Source organism: Paenibacillus sp. LBL, from assembly GCF_029893715.1.
GTDB lineage: Bacteria > Bacillota > Bacilli > Paenibacillales > Paenibacillaceae > Paenibacillus_AQ > Paenibacillus_AQ glucanolyticus.
The window spans coordinates 140,191-157,609 of record NZ_JARXYU010000009.1 but is presented as its reverse complement, the minus strand read 5'-3'; the positions used below and the strand labels follow the sequence as shown (position 1 = coordinate 157,609).

The window sequence follows — 17,419 nt, the reverse complement described above, 5'->3', positions numbered from 1 at the left end:
TTAACTTATAACCGCTGTTAGCGGCCTTTTTAAATAGAAATGCCCCTCCGTCCTAAATGTAGACGCGAGCGGGCCTTCTGGCATTATGATTTGCGTTTACGACCTTGACCTTTACCAGGCATTGGCTGATTTTTCATCATTTGCTGCGCACGCTGCATTTGCTTGCCGTTCATGTTGTACCCCATTTGTTTGGCCATCTTCTGCAGCATTTGCGGATCATTCTGCATCTTCTCCAGCTGCTTGCGGAGATAGAATACACCGATGAAAAATCCGCCAACCAGACCCACGATCAATGTAATAATCGGAATGACATAGTTCATCACTTGACCACCTTCTACTATACTAATATTTACCATTTAATGGCGCATATACGAACCTATCATAGCATGTCCTTTTCGACACAGCAAATGAAAATAACGGATATATAGCAGCCAGGCAGTCCCATGATGGCACCTTAGATCCCTTACGACCCTTTCCGGTCAGGCATAGCCCCTTCCAGCGTTAACAAGGTACGTTTAATTTCCGGGCCGCCGGCATATCCAATCAGCGCCCCGTCGGTTCCAATCACCCGGTGGCATGGCACGATAATCGGCACAGGATTTTTGTTGTTTGCACCGCCTACAGCACGCACGGCTTTTGGACGACCGATGGATTCGGCTATATCCTTATAAGAACAAACCGTCCCGTAAGGAATGGATTTCAAAGCTTCCCATACTTGCAATTGGAATGAGGTTCCCCGCATATCCAGTAGGATCTCAAACTCCTTCAGCTCACCTGAAAAATACCGTTCCAGCTGCGCTGTCGCAGGAGCTAACCTCGCCTCGTCCCGCTGGTAACCGCCGTTGCCGGCCCAGGTCCGAGACCACTGCTGGATGACTGCTTCCTTTACATAGAAGCTGCCGAACTCAATCAGACAAAGTCCCTTCTCCGTTGAACAAACCGTTAAAGGTCCGATCGGCGATTGAATTTCGTCATAATACAAAACTTCGGGTCCGCCTTCCGGAATGGCCATAGGCTCTACTCCATGAATGGCGGGGCTCTCCTGTTCCGGCTTATCTCCCTTATCCGGGGAAGCCGGCAACGCGTTGCCACTGGATAAAACTTCTGCCCCGGCTTGCGCCTCAGTTGGGGCCTCTTTCTCATTCGATTCAGGCTTCAATTTATTCAAGGCTTGCTGCAGCATATCTCGTACTTGGGAATCCCCTTCTGATTTCATGCTTTTCTCTAAGTTGTTCAACGCTTCTTCGCCTCCAATACGGCCCAGAGCCCATGCAGCGGTTCCCCGCAGCTCCGGGCGCGGGTCTTTCAGCAGTACTTCGCTCAGCTTCGGTACAGCTGAAATATCTTTAAAGTTGCCAAGCGCGATGACAGCGTTGCGCTGTATCGGCTTTCTGCCGCGCCAAGCGGCAGATGTATCTCCGAACGTTTCCTTGAATTCACGGTTGCTTAAATCAAGGATCGGCAGGAGCAGCGGCTTGGCCTTTTCAGGATCGGGTTTGAAGGCCTCTTGATGAGTCCAGTTCTTGCCCCGATTCTTCGGACAAACAATCTGACAGGTATCACAGCCGTACAGCCGGTTGCCAATCTTGCGCATGACTTCTTCGTCCAGAAACCCTTTGGTTTGGGTCAAAAAAGAAATACAGCGCTGGGCGTTAAGCTGTCCCGGGCCCACAAGCGCGCCGGTAGGGCAAGCATCGATGCACTTGGTGCATTCCCCGCAGTCCTCGGTAACCGGCGTATCCGGCGGAAACGGGATATTGGTGATCATCTCGCCAAGGAATATCCAGGAGCCTAACTTCGGAGATATGATGGCACAGTTCTTGGCACTAAAGCCAATGCCTGCACGCTGGGAAACCGCCCGGTCGACAAGCGCTCCCGTATCGACCATGCTTTCAAGTCTTGCATCCGGTACCCGTTCTCTTATAAAATCCTCCAGACGGCTCATGGCCTCCCGAAGCACCTGATGGTAATCTCTGCCCCAAGCAGAACGCGCCATAATTCCCCTGTACTTTCCAGGCTCCGATTTTGGCGGGTTGTCCATTTTGGAATGGTACGTTATCGCAATCGCGATTAAGGACATGGGCTCGCTTCCCGGGAGAGCCGGAGTAACCCTCTTATCCAGATCCGGCTCTTCAAACCCGGATTCATAACCTTTGTCCCGATGATTCTGCAGGATTCCCTTCAAGGACTGAAACGGTTCCGCCGAAGCAAAGCCGATATCATCAATACCAAGCTCTGGGGCAACGGATTTCAGTTCCTGTTTGAGCTCCTCCCAAACCGAAGGCGGAGGAGCGTGCGAGCCGAGTGTGTAGGTCATTCTCCAGCGCCTCCTTTCCTGGGATGATGTCCAATTGGCAGCTACAGCTTTTTGATCTCGGACAGCGGCCAGAATATGAATTCCGCCCTGCCTACAATGTCGCTTTCCTTCACACTGCCAAACATGCGGCTGTCCTTGCTCTTTCCGAGATGACGGTTATCTCCCATAACAAAATACCGTCCCTCCTCGAGGGTAACAGGCTCAAAGCCTGGATCTTCGATCGCAACATCGGTGTATCCTTCCTCCTTGGCCACACCGTTAACATACAGCGTCTGATCCTTTACTTCAATGGTATCCCCTGGAACGCCGACAATACGCTTCACCAAAAACTCCTTCTTGTCTGGACCATCGCTTGGATCCTTGAGCACGATGACATCACCATGACTCGGTTCTGCAAAGCGATACACTACTTTATTAATAAATAGCCGCTCCGATGCTACCAGTGTCGGCTGCATTGATTCACCTTTAACCATGGACAGGTTGAACACAAACATATTTAGAAGCACCATAATAACAAATGCAATCGTAATCGTCTTTACCCAGTCCCAAAGCTCGGCTGCCCACCCGTTCTTCTTGCTGGGTTGATTCTGTGGTCCGTTGTTCTCGCCATTCTCAGTTGAATCCGGAGGAATCACTTGTCCCATACTGCACCTACCTTACTTCGATTTCGCCTACAAGCTCCGACGGCGGCACCCTCAAAAAAGGTACATTAATAGAAAAGCATATCTCCCAACCATTTGCAACGGCCGGTAGATATGCTTCATATAGAAAAAATGTCGTTTCTTATCTCTGTCGAAGCTTAAAGCCGCCGTTTTACGTGGCTCGTATGTACCGCTAGTCGTTCAACTATTGACCTAGGATACTGAGCTTCTGGAACGACCGCAGGATTTGGCTGGCACCGTATCCCATGGCTTCATAAAATGGCATGGCTGCGGCGTTGTGCTCGTCTCCGGCTACCATAATCCGACTGACCTTACGTGATTGAAAACGCTGTTCCATCGCCGATATCAGAGCCTTGCCAATTCCTTTTCTGCGATAGTCAGGATGAATGGCAATGCGGTAATAACAACCATGATTGCGTTCGATCGTACCAATTAGGGCACCAACGATTTCACCGTTTTCTTCAGCCACCATAATCAGATCAGAGTCCCAAGCGAGCTGTCTGGAGAAGGGCTCCATCGTGTTTTCGTAGCAGTCTTCCGATAAAGCAATCTGTAGTAGCTCGGTTACGGGGGTACAGTCACTCAACTGAAAGGAACGAACATGCATTTCAAAATCTCCCTTTTCGTTAGCATGATGCGGTTTACCCGGTTTACAAAGATCTAGTATTCCGTTAACGCAAACCTGACATTTGTGTTTACTACAAAAAACGCGAAAATCCTGTTTCCTTGTCCATTAAACCACATCTTTCTCGTAAATTCACGAGTTTTCTTCTGTAAGCGCTTTATCTGAAGCGGTTACATTTTTATTGATGGATTTACTTCCATATTTTTGTTGAATGTATATGCTGTTTCCTGCTGAAAACTGTTAGCGCACTGTAAAAATCAACTCCAATACTTTCTATACATGCTTTTTGTATCTGTACTAATTTTACAAAGCGACCCACTAAATCCTCTGCTCATCTTATTGGGAAGGGGACGAATAGAAAAGCAGCGTCCTCCCGGCTATATGCCGTTAAGAACGCTGCGTAATCGATTTCTATTTTTACTGGAGAACCACAGTATCGCCTGATTTCAGTCCTGACAGGACTTCGATTTTGTCGAGAGTCTGCATACCGGTCTCAATATCCTGACGTTCAATTTGACCGCCGCCCCTATCCACCATGACGTATGATTTCCCCCCATCCGTCATGACGGCGAGTTTGGGAACGACAACGGCTTTGTCCTTCCGCTTGGTCACAATGTCTCCGTTAAGCGTCAATCCGCCGATCAAGCGGTCATTCTTAGGCAGCGAGACAATCACCTTGAACTGCGGTGTCTGAGACGTTTGTTTTTCCTGGGCGGTTGCCTCAGCGAATTTGGCCACCTCCAGCACTTTCCCCTTCAGCTTCAAATCCTTGATGGAAGGCATCTTCACCTCAACCGCCATATCCGGTTTAATGTTGAACACCTCGTTCTCCCCTACATATGCCACGAACCGGAGGGAATCCAGATCGACGATTTTACCGATATACTGGTTCGCCGTGACCGATTGCGGCACCTGCTGTGTCGGGTCGAACAGAAACAACCCCGTAGCCGGAGATTGATATGTGGACTTCTTCAGTCTATCATTCAGATCATTCATCGTCTGTCGTTCAATATCATTGTTCACTTCGTCCAGCTGGCTGCTCAGCCGCGCATTTTCCTGGTCTGCCAGCATTTTCAGACGCTCGGCCTCGGTTGCCCCGACTGGCGCGTTATCCAGGTCCTGATTCAGCGTGAATTCCTTCAGTTCCTGCTCCAGCTTCTTCTTCTGCAGTTCGGCCTCTTTCTGCTGAAGCTGCTGGCGGATCGCTGTTTGCTCCAATTTAAAGAGTGTATCGCCCTGCTTGATCTGCTGGCCATTCTCTACGCTCCATGACTCGACCTTCGCTTCAAAAGGGGCGTACACATTCGTCTCCCGTCCGTACTCGGACGTTCCCTTGACCTGCACGGTCGAAGTGATGGTTTCCTCGGTTACGGGAAACGAGATGACCTGGGGTTCTTCCATCATCGGAATTTCAGGCTCTTTCGGTTTCACCTGTCCATATCCCCAATAACCCACCACACCCAGCACAGCCACGATAATTGTCCATTTTATGATTTTTTTGATCATACCGATTTAGCTTCCTTTCCGATGCTCATAATCCTAATCCCGCTTAATGGCAAGGAGCGCATTTGTTCTTGCTGCGCTGATCGCCGGATAAATCCCCGAGAGGATTCCGGTCATCACCGCGAATGCGATGCCGATGGGCAGCGTGCCCAGCGTAACTGCAATCTGCAGCCCCGACATCCCTGCAGAAGCTGTAATGAATGAATTCAACCCGTTGATGATCAAATACGCGAACACGATGCCAAGCAAACCGCCAAGCAAACCGAGCAGACTGGCCTCCACGATAAACATATTGCGGATTTGCGGCATATTCGCCCCCAAGACCTTCATAATGCCGATTTGCCGGCGGCGCTGATGCGTAGACATTGTCATGGCTACAATGATCGAAATGGAGGCCAGCAATAGAATAAATACGCCTACGCCCAGTGCAATCGCCTTGAATGTGTCCAATTGGGAAGCGATCTGATCGCGCATCGCCAGATTGTCGCTTGCATTAAGCGCAAGTTTTGATATCAAATCCTCAAGTGGTTTAATATTCTGCAGGTCATCCACTTTGACCGTTACGCTGTCGTATACCCGCTGCTTGGAAGCCGTCCCATTTTGCAAATTCAGGCTGTCTGCAAGCCATTCAGCCGTATCAAAGGAAACATAGGCCTGCCTGTCGTAGATGGCAAACTGGGCTTCCCGCCCCGTAGGCACATCCAGCACACCCCCTACGTACATCTGCGGACCCAGCAGCTTCTTTTCGTTGTCCATCTGCTCAAGCTGAATGCTTTTGCCGCTCATGTCCGTCACGGTGCCCTCATACATCTGGAATTCTTCCCACAGCTTCGGATTGTTGGGATCGGTATTCATCATATTGGTCAATCTCTCGCTTGTCTCTGCATCCTTCCATCCTGTTGTGGCTCCATAATTGAGGACGACGGCGCCTATCTGCTCAAGCGCACCACCCTCCTTGAACCTTTGTCCCTGCTCTTTGAGTTTGGACAGGTCCACGGCCACTACATTAACACCTTCGCTAATCAGATTGTCGGACGAAATGGATCGGAAATATCCAAGCTGCTTGGTCGCGATAACGGATTTGACATGATTAAAGCCCTGAATCACCTGAACCTTATCATCCGTAAGCAATCCACGCTCCCCACCGGCAGCGCCGCCCCCCTCTCCGGGTCCACTGCTGCCCTGCGGGGTCACCGTAATCTCATCCAGCTTCATACCGCCTATAATCTCGGTCTCCAAATAACCCTGGGCGGCGTTGCCAATGCTGATCGCAACAATGATTGCCGCACATCCAATGGAAATACCGGTCATGCACAGGGCTGTCACTACTTTGCGGCGCTTGATCTGCCCCCATGCCAGCCGCATGCTGTCTAGAATTTTCAGCTGACTTCACCTGCCCCCTCCGAATGAACCTCGACACCGGACGGAAGCGATGAGGCATTAGGCGCCTTAGAGCCTCCTGCTGCCGGTCTCGTATATTCCTCCGGTTGAACTAAGTAACCGTCACGGAGCATGATCGTTTTTTTCATTTGAGCCGCAACTTCCATCTCATGGGTAACGATGACAAATGTCGTATTCATGGACTCATTCAGCGCCATCATAATCCGGATGATTTCCTCTTCCGTTTTGGTGTCCAGATTGCCTGTCGGCTCGTCCGCAAAAATGACGGAAGGCTCCGTGATCAGCGAGCGCGAAATACTGACGCGCTGCTGCTGTCCGCCGGACAATTGGGAAGGGTACAGTGCTGCCTTATCGCCAATTCCCGTCATCTCCAGAAGCTCCATCGCTTTCTTCCGGCGCTTGGACGGTGAAACGGACTGAAAAACAAGCGGCAGCTCCACGTTTTCCCGTACCGTCAGGGTCGGAATAAGCTCGTAGGCCTGAAATATAAATCCGATATGCTTGCGCCTGAAGACGGCAAGTTTGTTCTCCCCGTATTTGACAATATCCTGATCGGCAATATAAATATGGCCCTCCGTGGGCTTCATCAGTCCAGCCATCAAGTTGAGCAGCGTCGACTTGCCCGACCCTGAGCTGCCGAGGAGAGCAATCATCTCTCCCTTCTGGACTTCAAACTGGATGTTATGAAGCACCTTTAACACTTCGTTGCCGTTCTTAAAGCTGTGCGATACATTTTCCAAACGCAACATGTTCGCTGTTCCTTTCCGATTCTTAATCTATCTCTCCTCATTCGGATCCACAGTAGGCTGGAATGTCAGATTATAGCTTTGGCTGCCAAGCGTGATTCGCTCATTCTGGAATTCGTCCACAAGGGTCAGGTTAAACCATCCGCCGCGAAGTCTTTTATATTGATCGTCCGTCAACTCGATCGACATCGACCGAGTACCTGGCACCTGGATATCCGTACCTGGCGTAAGTGTGCGCTCCTGTGTCTGTCCCAGCACGTCTTTGATGATCAGAATCAGCTTGTGGCCGGAATCCGCGGCAGTAATACTCTCGCTGCGTTTCACGTCAAACGTGACATTCAGCGAAATGGAAGAGCTGCCTTCCTGCAAATGCCCTGACGCCTTCGTGACGGAGACGTTGTAAGGATACCAATCGAGCTGCGTCAGCCCGGAGCTTGCTGCCGGTCTCACCGGATTCAGCATCAGTTTCTTCACGCCCATCACACCGGTAACGTCTTTCCCCGTTTCCGCAAGCTTGCCGCCGGACATCGCCGTGCCAAGAGCTAGTCCCAGTTCGCCCGATACCCCTTTTGGCACCCTTGCCCAAAAGACAACGGACTGCTTGGACCCTGGCTGTAGCGCGGCTTCCGGCTGAATGGTGTCCGCTTCGTAAATCATTCCGTCCGCGCTCTGGAAATACCCTTTCAGCATGGCCGCTTGCACACGGCGCTGTTCATTGCTGGTCAGCAACAGCTCGGAATAGACAATGTCGGTATCTACCCCCTCATAGATCACGGTCCGTCGCTCCTGCGCATCTGCACGTTTACCGATAACGGTAACCGAGTAGGGTTTTCCCTTCTCCAGCACTTCAATCGACTGCGTGGCTCCTGAAGTGGTTACGGTCAGGAAAGAAGATTTAGCTGTATCTTTCTGGGTAAACAGCTCGAAGCGGAGCGAACGGATGTCCTTGGTATAAGGGATCCGCGCCATGACATACACCTCTGTTGATGACCCGGGGGCAATCAAAGAGCCCTGTTCCTCTGCAATAACCTCAGAGCCGGTCAACACCGTTTTTTCGTCCGATGTGACGTTTGCCTTAAGCTCAGGCAGCGGCAGCGATTTGGATTCCTGAGTATTTCGCAGACGCAGCTTGGCAACAATGAGATCTGTATCCTGCCATGGGAGACGCTGCATGGATACAAGCGTGTAAGCAAATCCCTGGGCAGACTGCGCGCCGTATTCGACACCGATGGAAGCCTTGCGCTCCGTTTGATACGAAATGTCAAAATAGGCAATCGGCAGGGCCACTTTCTCCTGAGCTCCTGACGCCGATTCGCTGCCCGGCTCGGCCGGATTAGCAGGGGTTTGGGTTGAAGGATCATCCCCGGCAGAGGATTCAATCATTTGCAGCTTCAGCTTGTCCTGCTTGAGCTCAAGCGGAAGCGAAATTTCCATCGACATCGTTTTCTCTTCGCCAGGTCGCAGTGTCAGACCCACTTTGTTATCCGGATTGTAAGGATGGAAGGAGCCTTCCGAGGCTTTAATCGCAAAATCATAACCCGGCACTGCCACCGATTTCTTGCCTTTGTTCTTGAAAGACATCTCGATGTTCCATATGCCCTCGCCCCCGGAGGAACGCAGCGAAGCCTGCCTGATTCTGGCTTCAACCGGAATCCCCTTGATCGTCATCTTCTTGGCTGCCCCCGCCGCGATATCCCATTTAGGAGCTGTTGCCGCTGGCAGCTTAAAGGACTCGACCGGCAAGGTGAGCTTCAGTGTGTCGTCGTTTTCGGTCCATAGGAAACGCAAACCGGCCGATTTAAGATAAGAGGGAATTTCCGTTATGTAATATACCAATTTCTTCTCTTTCGGCTGGATGGGTACCCCCTCTGTACCTGCTTCGTGATGAAGAAGGAATGAATTGCCGCTTGCTGTCACCAGATGAGGTTCGAAACCGCGGTCGCTCCACACTTTCCCGCCATGGTTTGTCATGTACATGCCGACTTTGGCTATCACTTTGCCGTCATACTTAATGATCTCCAGCGATTCCGCCTGAACGGTAACCGGCGTACCGCCCAATTGCAGCTTGGTACTCGATCCCGGTGCGGCAGCTGCCGAATAATTGGCAGGCAATCTGTACGTTCCGACACGCTGCAGGTAGCCTTTGGCTTTCGGATTCCATACGTCCATCACCAGCTTCATGCCGGATAAGGAGTTGCCTTCGGTTTTGGCATAGTAGGTCACGCTGAGGCTCTGACCCGGTTCAATCTTCTTCTTGGCAAGATCTCTGGTAATTGGATTAGCAGCTGTCACAGAACCGCCGGGTAGCACCACCTTAGGAAAATAGGATACCAGCCGTGCGGAGCTCTTGCCCCCGTTTTTGTACTTCAGGGTAAACACTGCAACATATGTGCCGTTTTGCTGCCATCCGTCGGCATGCTCCAGCGTTGCCGTAACGTTATTGCCAAGCGTTACGTTCCATGCAGGCACTGCATGATTCTGCGAATTGGATTTCGTGACTTGCGATGGCCCCGTCTTAGCTGCCGCTGCCTCTGCTTGCGGTGCCGCTGCCAGAATTGCAGCCATTAAGACGGCAGTCACTCTGAACTTTGTACTACTCATGTTTTGAAACGACTCCCTTCTACCTCGGCATATCCCTTTCATTGTCCCATGCAGATGTCATCGACTTGTGTCCATGGTCATATATATAACGACAAGTTTCACAGGAAAGTTCTTCATAAATTTTTGCTGATTTATCAGGTCTTTCGGACTTTTCAAACATAAAAGTTGATTTAATCACCCAAAACGGTTTAATATATGTAGTGTAGCCGGATTACATATCTCATTGCTCCGGGATGATAAAGACTTCCTGATGAAGGAAGACCTTTCATCATAACCAAAAACTAAATTTACAGGAGGTTTTTATTATGGCATTTCAATTACCAGCACTTCCTTACGCAAACAACGCGCTCGAGCCTCATATCGACGCACAAACGATGGAGATCCACCACGATCGCCACCATAATACCTACGTAACGAACTTGAACGCTGCGCTTGAGAACGCTCCTGAGCTTCAAGACAAATCCCTTGAAGAACTGATTGCTAACCTTGACGCTGTTCCAGAAAGCATCCGCACAGCAGTTCGTAACAACGGCGGCGGCCATGCAAACCACTCCCTGTTCTGGGAAGTTATCGGACCTAATGGCGGCGGACAACCGACTGGCGCATTGGCTGATGCTATCAACAATGAACTGGGCGGCTTCGATAAATTCAAAGAAGATTTCGCAAAAGCAGCTACAACACGTTTCGGCAGCGGCTGGGCTTGGCTCGTTGTTAAAGACGGCAAATTGGCAGTAACCAGCACACCTAACCAAGACAGCCCGATCATGGAAGGTCAAACACCTGTCCTTGGCCTTGACGTTTGGGAGCATGCTTACTACCTGAACTATCAAAACAAACGCCCTGATTACATCTCCGCTTTCTGGAATGTAGTCAACTGGGAAGAAGTCGGCAAACGCTACGATAACGCGAAGTAATATCGTTTAACTAAGCCGATGCATACAAAAAGGCTGCTTACAGCTGTAGATCATGTCTACCGCTGTAGCAGCCTTTTTTTGATGTCTACGACTATCGATTTAATGGATGCCGGTCGCCGTCACCTTATCGGACTCGTAATAGCGGACTTTGGATGGTGCATAGATGACACCCCATAATACGACCGAGATAAGAACCGCTGCACCTGCACCGATCAGGCAGACGGCCTGCAGTGACCATACATCAGCTGCAAAGCCTAGCAGAAGCGTAAGAGCGATCTGAAGCATTCCTTCCAACATACGGGTCACGCTGGTGAAACGTCCCATCAGATCGATAGGCACCTGATTTTGAAAGAATGTGGTAAACCCCGCATTGGCATACGAAGAGAAAAAACCAAAAATGATAAATCCGATTACTGCAGTCACAAGGCCGGAAGCTGCATAGAAAATCATATAACCCGCACTCGACAGCAGGACGCCAGCTCCGATAAACATACGCAGCGACAGCCATTTTACCGATAGAGACGCTGCCGCCGAGCCTGCCAAATACCCTGCTCCTGCTACACTTATAAGCAAACCGTAATCCTCATCTCCGAGCAGCAGCACCTGTTTAATGAAGGTTGCCTCCTGGGAATCGAGCGCAAATCCGAGCAGCATCGCGCATTGAAACAACAGGTAGACCAGCATGAAATATTTCGCGGCTTTGCCGAAATCAATGACAGCGATCCAGTCCTGAAGGAGTGTCTTCATCGTGATGACATTCCGTTTGCTGCCATCCAATTCCTCCCCATCCACATCGGGAAGAAAGTAAATGACCAGTGCGCAGATAAAGAATGATACCGCATTAATAACAATGCTGATTCGAATATCCGTATAAGCGATCAATAGTCCGGATATAGCGGGACCCAGCAGTACGGCTCCGGAAGTAGTAAAGCTGGACCATGCATTAAACCGCTTTCGTTCCTCTGTCGGAATCAACTTCGTGACATACGTCATTGAGGTAGGCCCGAAGAAGGAGCCCGCCACATTTATCAGGAACATGATGATATAAATCCCCCACACGGAGGACATAAAAGGGATTGTGGCAATCAGGACACCCCGAATAATATCGGTTGAAATCATAAGCTTGCGCTTATTCATCCGGTCAATGATGCTCCCTGCCCACGAGTTAGTCAATAAGGTTGCAAGCGGCCGGATGATGAACAATCCAGCCACGGCAGCAGGAGAGCCTGTCATATGCAGCACAAGCAAATTGATCGCAACCAGATAGATCCAGTTCCCGAGATTGGAAACCCCGATACCAAAAATGTACAACAGCGCATTCTTCCAGCTATGCAACAGCTTCACTACTCCTTATGCTGTTTCCTTCTATACTTCTCCTAGGAAGGAGAACAGCTTCAAGATGAGAAATACGAATGTAAAATACGGATGAACACGTTCGGGAACGCGTAGCGTTCCATGTCATGCACGTGAATCCAGCGGAATTGCTCGATGCCCGTCTCATACGCTGCTGCGCTTTCTGCGGCTTGCAGGGAAGATATCGGCGCATCCTGCCATGTGCAGCGGTATACCCCCATATTCCAATGAATATGGCTAAAGGTATGCTCCGCGTCCATCACATGGCCGATTGGCAAAACCGGAATCCCTTCCTCCAGCAAAGCGCCTTGCAGATGGCTCATAGCCGGCTCCTCGGGCATCACAGCCGGGTTTGCCGATGCCGGCACAATGACATGAGGCAGCTCCCACATTCCTGCCAACAGGCCGGTTGATGGCCGCTTGCGGATCAGGATTTTCCCTTCGTGCACGCCCGTACCCTCTACGATGGCTGTAAGGCGATATTCAGGACGAGGGGGCTTCGCCTTTGTCTTAATCGGAAGGGACTCCTCCTTGCCCTCATACCGTGCCGTGCAGTGCTCCATGACCGGGCACACCAGACATTTGGGCGACTTCGGCGTACAGATTAATGCCCCCAGCTCCATCAGTGCCTGCGTAAAATCCGATGCTCGTCCCTCAGGGACCAGAGTAAGCACCAGCTCCTCCATTTTGGTACGTGTCTTCACTTTCATAATATCTTCTTCAATCAAAAAATAACGGGACAGCACGCGCATCACGTTACCATCCACCGCGGCCGCGGGAATGTTGAATGCAATGCTGCGAATGGCGCCTGAAGTGTAAGGACCGATGCCTTTTAGTCCCGACACTTCGTCTTTACCGCTTGGCATAACGCCACCATACAGCTCCGTTACTTGCCTTGCAGCAGCCTGGAGATTGCGTGCCCTGGAATAATACCCTAGACCCTCCCAGCATTTCAGCACATCGTCCTCCGGTGCATCTGCAAGCGATTGGATCGTCGGGAACCGCTCGATAAACCGATGAAAATATGGAATAACCGTATCCACCCGGGTCTGCTGCAGCATAATTTCCGATACCCAAATATAATAAGGATCGCGGTGTCTGCGCCATGGCAGATCCCTTTTATTCACCTCGTACCAATCCAATAGCTCCTGGCTGAAATATCGTTTAAGTTCTGTGTTATACATCTATATAAATCCCCTTCATAACCTTACTATAGTGTCTCAACAACCGCGAAGGCCGAAGCCAGCTCTGTCTGATGCGAAATCGTCAAATGAATCGTGTAATCGGCAGGTTGGTCAATTCCGAGGCGTGTCCAGGCTTCCTTGGACAGAGTGGCGATGGGTTTCCCGAGGCCATTTGGCAGCACTTCAATGTCCCAGAATCCGATCAGGCGACCGATTCCGCAGCCAAAGGACTTGGATATCGCTTCCTTGGCAGCAAAGCGCCCGGCAACAAACTCCGTCCGTTTAGCTCCCTTACGGGCAGCGATTATCCGCTCACCCTGTGTAAGTACACGTTCCATGAATTTCTCTCCATGCGGGCCTGTCATCAGAATGTCCATTCGTTTCATGTCCAGCACATCATGTCCAATTCCGTAAATCACATCTTCCGCTCTCCTTCACTAACCCGTCTTCCGTCCATAATCAAACTCACTACTATATTGTATCAGTCGATGTACGTCAACGCGAGACTGTCGTGTTACAACAACATGAAATCATTCAATTTGTGTCATTTCAAATTTTATCTGTTTAGACGGTTCAAGCCGCATCCTGATGGGGTGTGGGGTCCCGAATATAAAAAAACAAAAGCCTTCTGGAAGGTAATCCCCCAAAAGGCTTTTTGGCCTGAAAATCGTTATATTAAATTCCTGGAATCGTGTTGCGCTTGTGAGCGGTTTTTACGTAATAACTCTCCAGTTTCTCCTGAACTTCAGGATTGATTGTCTTGCCCTCCAAATAGTCACTGTTATCATCGTAGCTGATTCCGAGCTCTTTCTCATCCGTCTGTCCTTCCCATAGCCCAGCGGAAGGCGCTTTGTCCAGGATCGATTGCGGTACTCCCAAATAGGATGCAAGCATACGGACCTGACGTTTGTTCAAGGAACTTAGCGGCGTGATGTCCACTGCTCCATCTCCCCACTTGGTGTAAAAGCCGGTGATGGCCTCAGACGCATGGTCAGTCCCGACAACAATCAAATTCTGCTCAAACGCCAGCGCATATTGCACCACCATGCGAACTCTGGCTTTTACGTTGCCTTTGCCGGGAACACTGATATGTTTATGAACACCAATATTTTTCAGACCATGCTCAACCTCAAGAGCAATCTCATTTACAGCTTCCTCGATATTGGTCTCCACGGTATGCTTCAGATCGAAGGCTTTGGCCGTAGCATAGCTGTCGGAAATATCGGCCTGTTCACCGAATGGCTGAAATACTCCAAGTGTTTTGTATTCCTTGCCAGTCTCCTCGGTGAGCTCGTCGGTTGCCCGCTTGCACAGACCCGCTGCCACAGCGGAATCGATCCCGCCGCTAATAGCGATCAGCAGCCCCGAAGTGCCTGAGTTTTTCACATAATTTTTCAGAAAATCAACCCGTTTGCTGACCTCTTCCTCCACATTAATGGTTGGTTTGACACCCAGTTCAGCAATAATTTGTTCTTGTAGGCTCATGATTCAAAGACTCCTTTCAGTATGCTCTCTCTTTCTTAAGTACGTAACATATACAACAAAAGCCCCGCGGCTTCGGAATATGCCGAATGCTTCGGGGCCTATGTAACTGCCAGCTTACTGGCAGTAGCGATTGAATGCGTCGGACAAATCAGCCGCGATTTCTTCTGCGGAACGGTTCTCCACTTGGTGACGCTCAATAAAGTGCACCAATTCCCCGTCCTTCAGCAGAGCAATCGATGGTGAGGATGGCGGATACGGAGCAAAATACTCACGGGCTTTTGCCGTTGCTTCCTTATCCTGTCCAGCGAATACGGTATACAAATGATCCGGCTTCACTTGGTTCTCAAGCGCTATGGCTACACCTGGGCGTGCTTGCCCTGCAGCACATCCGCATACGGAGTTTACAACAACCAGTGTTGTACCTTGCGCATTTGGCAGCACTTCCTCTACCGCTTCAGGAGTTGTGAGCTCCTTGATTCCCAAACTGGTGAGTTCATCCCGCATCGGTTGAACCATATCGCGCATATATCGGTCAAAAGACATACCCATAACTGCTTCACTCCTTATATAAACAAGATTGTTCGAATTATAACAGCTCATCGATATCTATATTATACAATCCTAAAGAGTGAAAGCAAGAAAATACAAAACGAGCAGCATCACAAAATGGGATACCGCTCGTCTTTAACTGTTTCCGGTGGTTTAAACTAGGTAGCAGGATAGTTGGCCCCATCCTTTTTCTTGTCAACGATGGGTTCGCCACGACGATCCTTGTTTTCGCGCTGCTGCTGCTCCTGCTGTTTCGAATCATTTTTACTCATCCGAATCCCTCCTTTGCCATTAGCTCTGCCTTATGATGCCTATTCATCCTCCTAATTATTCGGACGCGGCAGCGCTTTGGGATTCCATTAAGCCCTGAGGGTACGAGCGGACAGAAAATGAGATAATGAACACCGTTCCCTCGCCTTGCTGTGACTTCACATCGATCGTTCCATGATGCCGCTGAACAATGCTCATACACAGGGCGAGCCCAAGCCCCGTTCCCTTACTCTTCGTGGTGTAGAAGGGCTCAAACAAACGCTCCAGCTCGCTCTCCGACATGCCCGTTCCGGTATCTGCCACATACAGCTGCACTTGGTCCCCTTCGATCCTGGTTTCAAGGGTCAACGTTCCTTTGTCATCCATAGCCTCCATGCCGTTGCGACACAAATTCAGGATCAGCTGTTTCATCTCTTTAGCATTCAGGTGCAGCTTGGGGACATGGGTTCCGAGCTTCAGTTCAATGCTCTGTCCACGCAAGTTCGCGTCAGCCCACAAGAGCGGGCTCAGCTCATGGATAATATCATGAAGATGACAGTCTTCCTTCTCGGCAGCCCGGTTCTGGGCCAGAGACAAAAAGTCATTAATGATGCCATTGGCACGGTCCAGCTCCTCCATGACGATCCGGTAATAGTGATCGAGTGTCTCCGGGCTCTTCTCCTTCATCAGCTGCAGGAACCCGCGAACCACGGCCATCGGATTACGAATTTCATGGGTAATGCTTGCCGCCATTTGGCCAACCAGGCTCAGTCGTTCTACATTAATAAATTCGGTTCGAAGCTTCTCAAGCTCCGTGATGTCTTCCATAACACCCACCGCACCCAAGATGTCGCCTTTCTCATTATGTATAAGCGGATAAATGCCCGTTGAATAAACTCGCGTTGGGCTGCGCATAATCTCGCCGGTGCTTTCAATTCCCTCCATGGCCTTCAGAAACCGGTTGCGGAGATGTTCCTTCTGAATCATACCGTCCAATAAATCGAACAGCGGTCTTCCAATCACATCTTTGGACGTCAAATTCGGAAACACACTCCGGCAACTGCGGATAAGAAGTTGGTTAAAAGCGATGATGTTCCCTCTTTTATCCACGGCCACCATTCCTAAAGGGATCATCTCTATTATTTTTGTCAAAGAGATCATTTCTTCACTCTTCACGTCATATTGGCCCGAGGCCAGACGCTCGCTGGTCAGCTCGATCCAATACACAATCATGCCGGAATAAAAGATACCAATCAGCATATAGAGTATGGTCACCAGGATTGTATCCGGATTCAGGTGATCATTATTAACCTTTCCTTCAATGGCATGAGAGGCTACAATGATCAACATAGCCGGAATCAGTGCACTCCACAGCCAGCAGATCTTCTCGGTCTTGGAGCCTTTCTTGAAATTGGAGGAAATCCAGGGCAGAAGCGAGTAAACCAGGACCAGTACATTGAGGATGAAGTCGATCATCGACCAGCCGTTTATCAGCCCATGGCTTGTCATATACAAGACGGCAAGACATAACCCTGAACTTCGACTTCCATATAATATGCCTAAAAATAACGGGATCACGCCAAGATTGATCGGAACGTAATATTCGTTCATCGCTGAAATCAGGACGCAGAGTACGGTGCTGACTCCGCTCGAAATTACGATATGCTTGTGAAATCGAAGCAGATCATTCGGATTCTTCTTGTTCAGCCACTTGAGATGTCTGTCGAGGAGAAGGGGTAGATGAAAGATGAGTGTACCAGACAGCAAAACTTGCAGCAAAATATCCTTCCATAGGCTCAGCACAGTGATCAATCACCTCAATTGGACAAC

At 50.0% G+C, this 17,419-nt stretch carries 15 protein-coding genes; 1 reads left to right on the top strand and 14 read right to left on the bottom strand.

The features are described from left to right. Positions 1-83: 83 nt before the first annotated feature. The 8 genes from M2277_RS19485 to M2277_RS19450 form a co-directional block, all read right to left on the bottom strand. Positions 84-320, bottom strand: coding sequence for a YneF family protein (locus M2277_RS19485; protein ID WP_006208200.1), 237 nt, complete (start codon positions 318-320; stop codon positions 84-86). Between the two features lie 143 nt (positions 321-463). Continuing rightward, positions 464-2,317, bottom strand: a complete 1,854-nt coding sequence (gene queG / locus M2277_RS19480) for a tRNA epoxyqueuosine(34) reductase QueG (RefSeq protein ID WP_280755390.1) — start codon at positions 2,315-2,317, stop codon at positions 464-466. 41 nt (positions 2,318-2,358) lie between these two features. Beyond that, complete coding sequence (lepB, locus tag M2277_RS19475; RefSeq protein WP_006208198.1) at positions 2,359-2,961, bottom strand: signal peptidase I; 603 nt, start codon at positions 2,959-2,961, stop codon at positions 2,359-2,361. A gap of 202 nt (positions 2,962-3,163) precedes the next feature. Further along, positions 3,164-3,586, bottom strand: coding sequence for a GNAT family N-acetyltransferase (locus M2277_RS19470; RefSeq protein ID WP_006208197.1), 423 nt, complete (start codon positions 3,584-3,586; stop codon positions 3,164-3,166). A gap of 435 nt (positions 3,587-4,021) precedes the next feature. Beyond that, entirely contained in the window at positions 4,022-5,110 is a 1,089-nt protein-coding gene (locus M2277_RS19465; protein WP_006208196.1) for an efflux RND transporter periplasmic adaptor subunit, read from the bottom strand. A 33-nt stretch (positions 5,111-5,143) separates the two neighbouring features. Then, on the bottom strand, positions 5,144-6,472 hold the full coding sequence (locus M2277_RS19460) for an ABC transporter permease (RefSeq protein WP_051449146.1): 1,329 nt from the start codon (positions 6,470-6,472) through the stop codon (positions 5,144-5,146). Positions 6,473-6,486: 14 nt separating this feature from the next. Continuing rightward, positions 6,487-7,257, bottom strand: a complete 771-nt coding sequence (locus M2277_RS19455; RefSeq protein ID WP_036638752.1) for an ABC transporter ATP-binding protein — start codon at positions 7,255-7,257, stop codon at positions 6,487-6,489. A gap of 27 nt (positions 7,258-7,284) precedes the next feature. Beyond that, positions 7,285-9,855, bottom strand: coding sequence for a hypothetical protein (locus tag M2277_RS19450; protein ID WP_036638750.1), 2,571 nt, complete (start codon positions 9,853-9,855; stop codon positions 7,285-7,287). Between the two features lie 305 nt (positions 9,856-10,160). Here M2277_RS19450 and M2277_RS19445 point away from each other — a divergent pair, with 305 nt between their 5' ends. Beyond that, on the top strand, positions 10,161-10,769 hold the full coding sequence (locus M2277_RS19445; protein WP_006208191.1) for a superoxide dismutase: 609 nt from the start codon (positions 10,161-10,163) through the stop codon (positions 10,767-10,769). Positions 10,770-10,868: 99 nt separating this feature from the next. On the opposite strand, the gene M2277_RS19440 is transcribed toward M2277_RS19445, so the two are convergent. From M2277_RS19440 to M2277_RS19415, 6 genes are all read right to left on the bottom strand, one after another. Beyond that, positions 10,869-12,104, bottom strand: a complete 1,236-nt coding sequence (locus M2277_RS19440) for an MFS transporter (RefSeq protein ID WP_036638746.1) — start codon at positions 12,102-12,104, stop codon at positions 10,869-10,871. 59 nt (positions 12,105-12,163) lie between these two features. Beyond that, on the bottom strand, positions 12,164-13,306 hold the full coding sequence (gene mutY, locus M2277_RS19435; RefSeq protein ID WP_006208189.1) for an A/G-specific adenine glycosylase: 1,143 nt from the start codon (positions 13,304-13,306) through the stop codon (positions 12,164-12,166). A 26-nt stretch (positions 13,307-13,332) separates the two neighbouring features. Beyond that, the gene (gene acpS / locus M2277_RS19430; protein WP_006208188.1) at positions 13,333-13,725 is read right to left on the bottom strand and encodes a holo-ACP synthase; all 393 of its coding nucleotides are present in this window, start codon (positions 13,723-13,725) and stop codon (positions 13,333-13,335) included. Between the two features lie 256 nt (positions 13,726-13,981). Then, positions 13,982-14,791 carry an ammonia-dependent NAD(+) synthetase gene (nadE, locus tag M2277_RS19425; RefSeq protein WP_006208187.1) on the bottom strand — a complete coding sequence of 270 codons (810 nt, stop codon included), beginning with the start codon at positions 14,789-14,791 and terminating at the stop codon, positions 13,982-13,984. 114 nt (positions 14,792-14,905) lie between these two features. After that, positions 14,906-15,340 carry a BrxA/BrxB family bacilliredoxin gene (locus tag M2277_RS19420; protein WP_006208186.1) on the bottom strand — a complete coding sequence of 145 codons (435 nt, stop codon included), beginning with the start codon at positions 15,338-15,340 and terminating at the stop codon, positions 14,906-14,908. A gap of 327 nt (positions 15,341-15,667) precedes the next feature. After that, complete coding sequence (locus tag M2277_RS19415; protein ID WP_036638743.1) at positions 15,668-17,392, bottom strand: two-component system sensor histidine kinase NtrB; 1,725 nt, start codon at positions 17,390-17,392, stop codon at positions 15,668-15,670. Positions 17,393-17,419: the final 27 nt, after the last annotated feature.

Bases quoted from the DNA above. Each gene is read 5' to 3' on its own strand.
- M2277_RS19485 (WP_006208200.1), bottom strand. From the start codon at position 320: ATGAACTATGTCATTCCGATTATTACATTGATCGTGGGTCTGGTTGGC.
- queG (WP_280755390.1), bottom strand. From the start codon at position 2,317: ATGACCTACACACTCGGCTCGCACGCTCCTCCGCCTTCGGTTTGGGAG.
- lepB (WP_006208198.1), bottom strand. From the start codon at position 2,961: ATGGGACAAGTGATTCCTCCGGATTCAACTGAGAATGGCGAGAACAAC.
- M2277_RS19470 (WP_006208197.1), bottom strand. From the start codon at position 3,586: ATGCATGTTCGTTCCTTTCAGTTGAGTGACTGTACCCCCGTAACCGAG.
- M2277_RS19465 (WP_006208196.1), bottom strand. From the start codon at position 5,110: ATGATCAAAAAAATCATAAAATGGACAATTATCGTGGCTGTGCTGGGT.
- M2277_RS19460 (WP_051449146.1), bottom strand. From the start codon at position 6,472: ATGCGGCTGGCATGGGGGCAGATCAAGCGCCGCAAAGTAGTGACAGCC.
- M2277_RS19455 (WP_036638752.1), bottom strand. From the start codon at position 7,257: ATGTTGCGTTTGGAAAATGTATCGCACAGCTTTAAGAACGGCAACGAA.
- M2277_RS19450 (WP_036638750.1), bottom strand. From the start codon at position 9,855: ATGAGTAGTACAAAGTTCAGAGTGACTGCCGTCTTAATGGCTGCAATT.
- M2277_RS19445 (WP_006208191.1), top strand. From the start codon at position 10,161: ATGGCATTTCAATTACCAGCACTTCCTTACGCAAACAACGCGCTCGAG.
- mutY (WP_006208189.1), bottom strand. From the start codon at position 13,306: ATGTATAACACAGAACTTAAACGATATTTCAGCCAGGAGCTATTGGAT.
- nadE (WP_006208187.1), bottom strand. From the start codon at position 14,791: ATGAGCCTACAAGAACAAATTATTGCTGAACTGGGTGTCAAACCAACC.
- M2277_RS19420 (WP_006208186.1), bottom strand. From the start codon at position 15,340: ATGGGTATGTCTTTTGACCGATATATGCGCGATATGGTTCAACCGATG.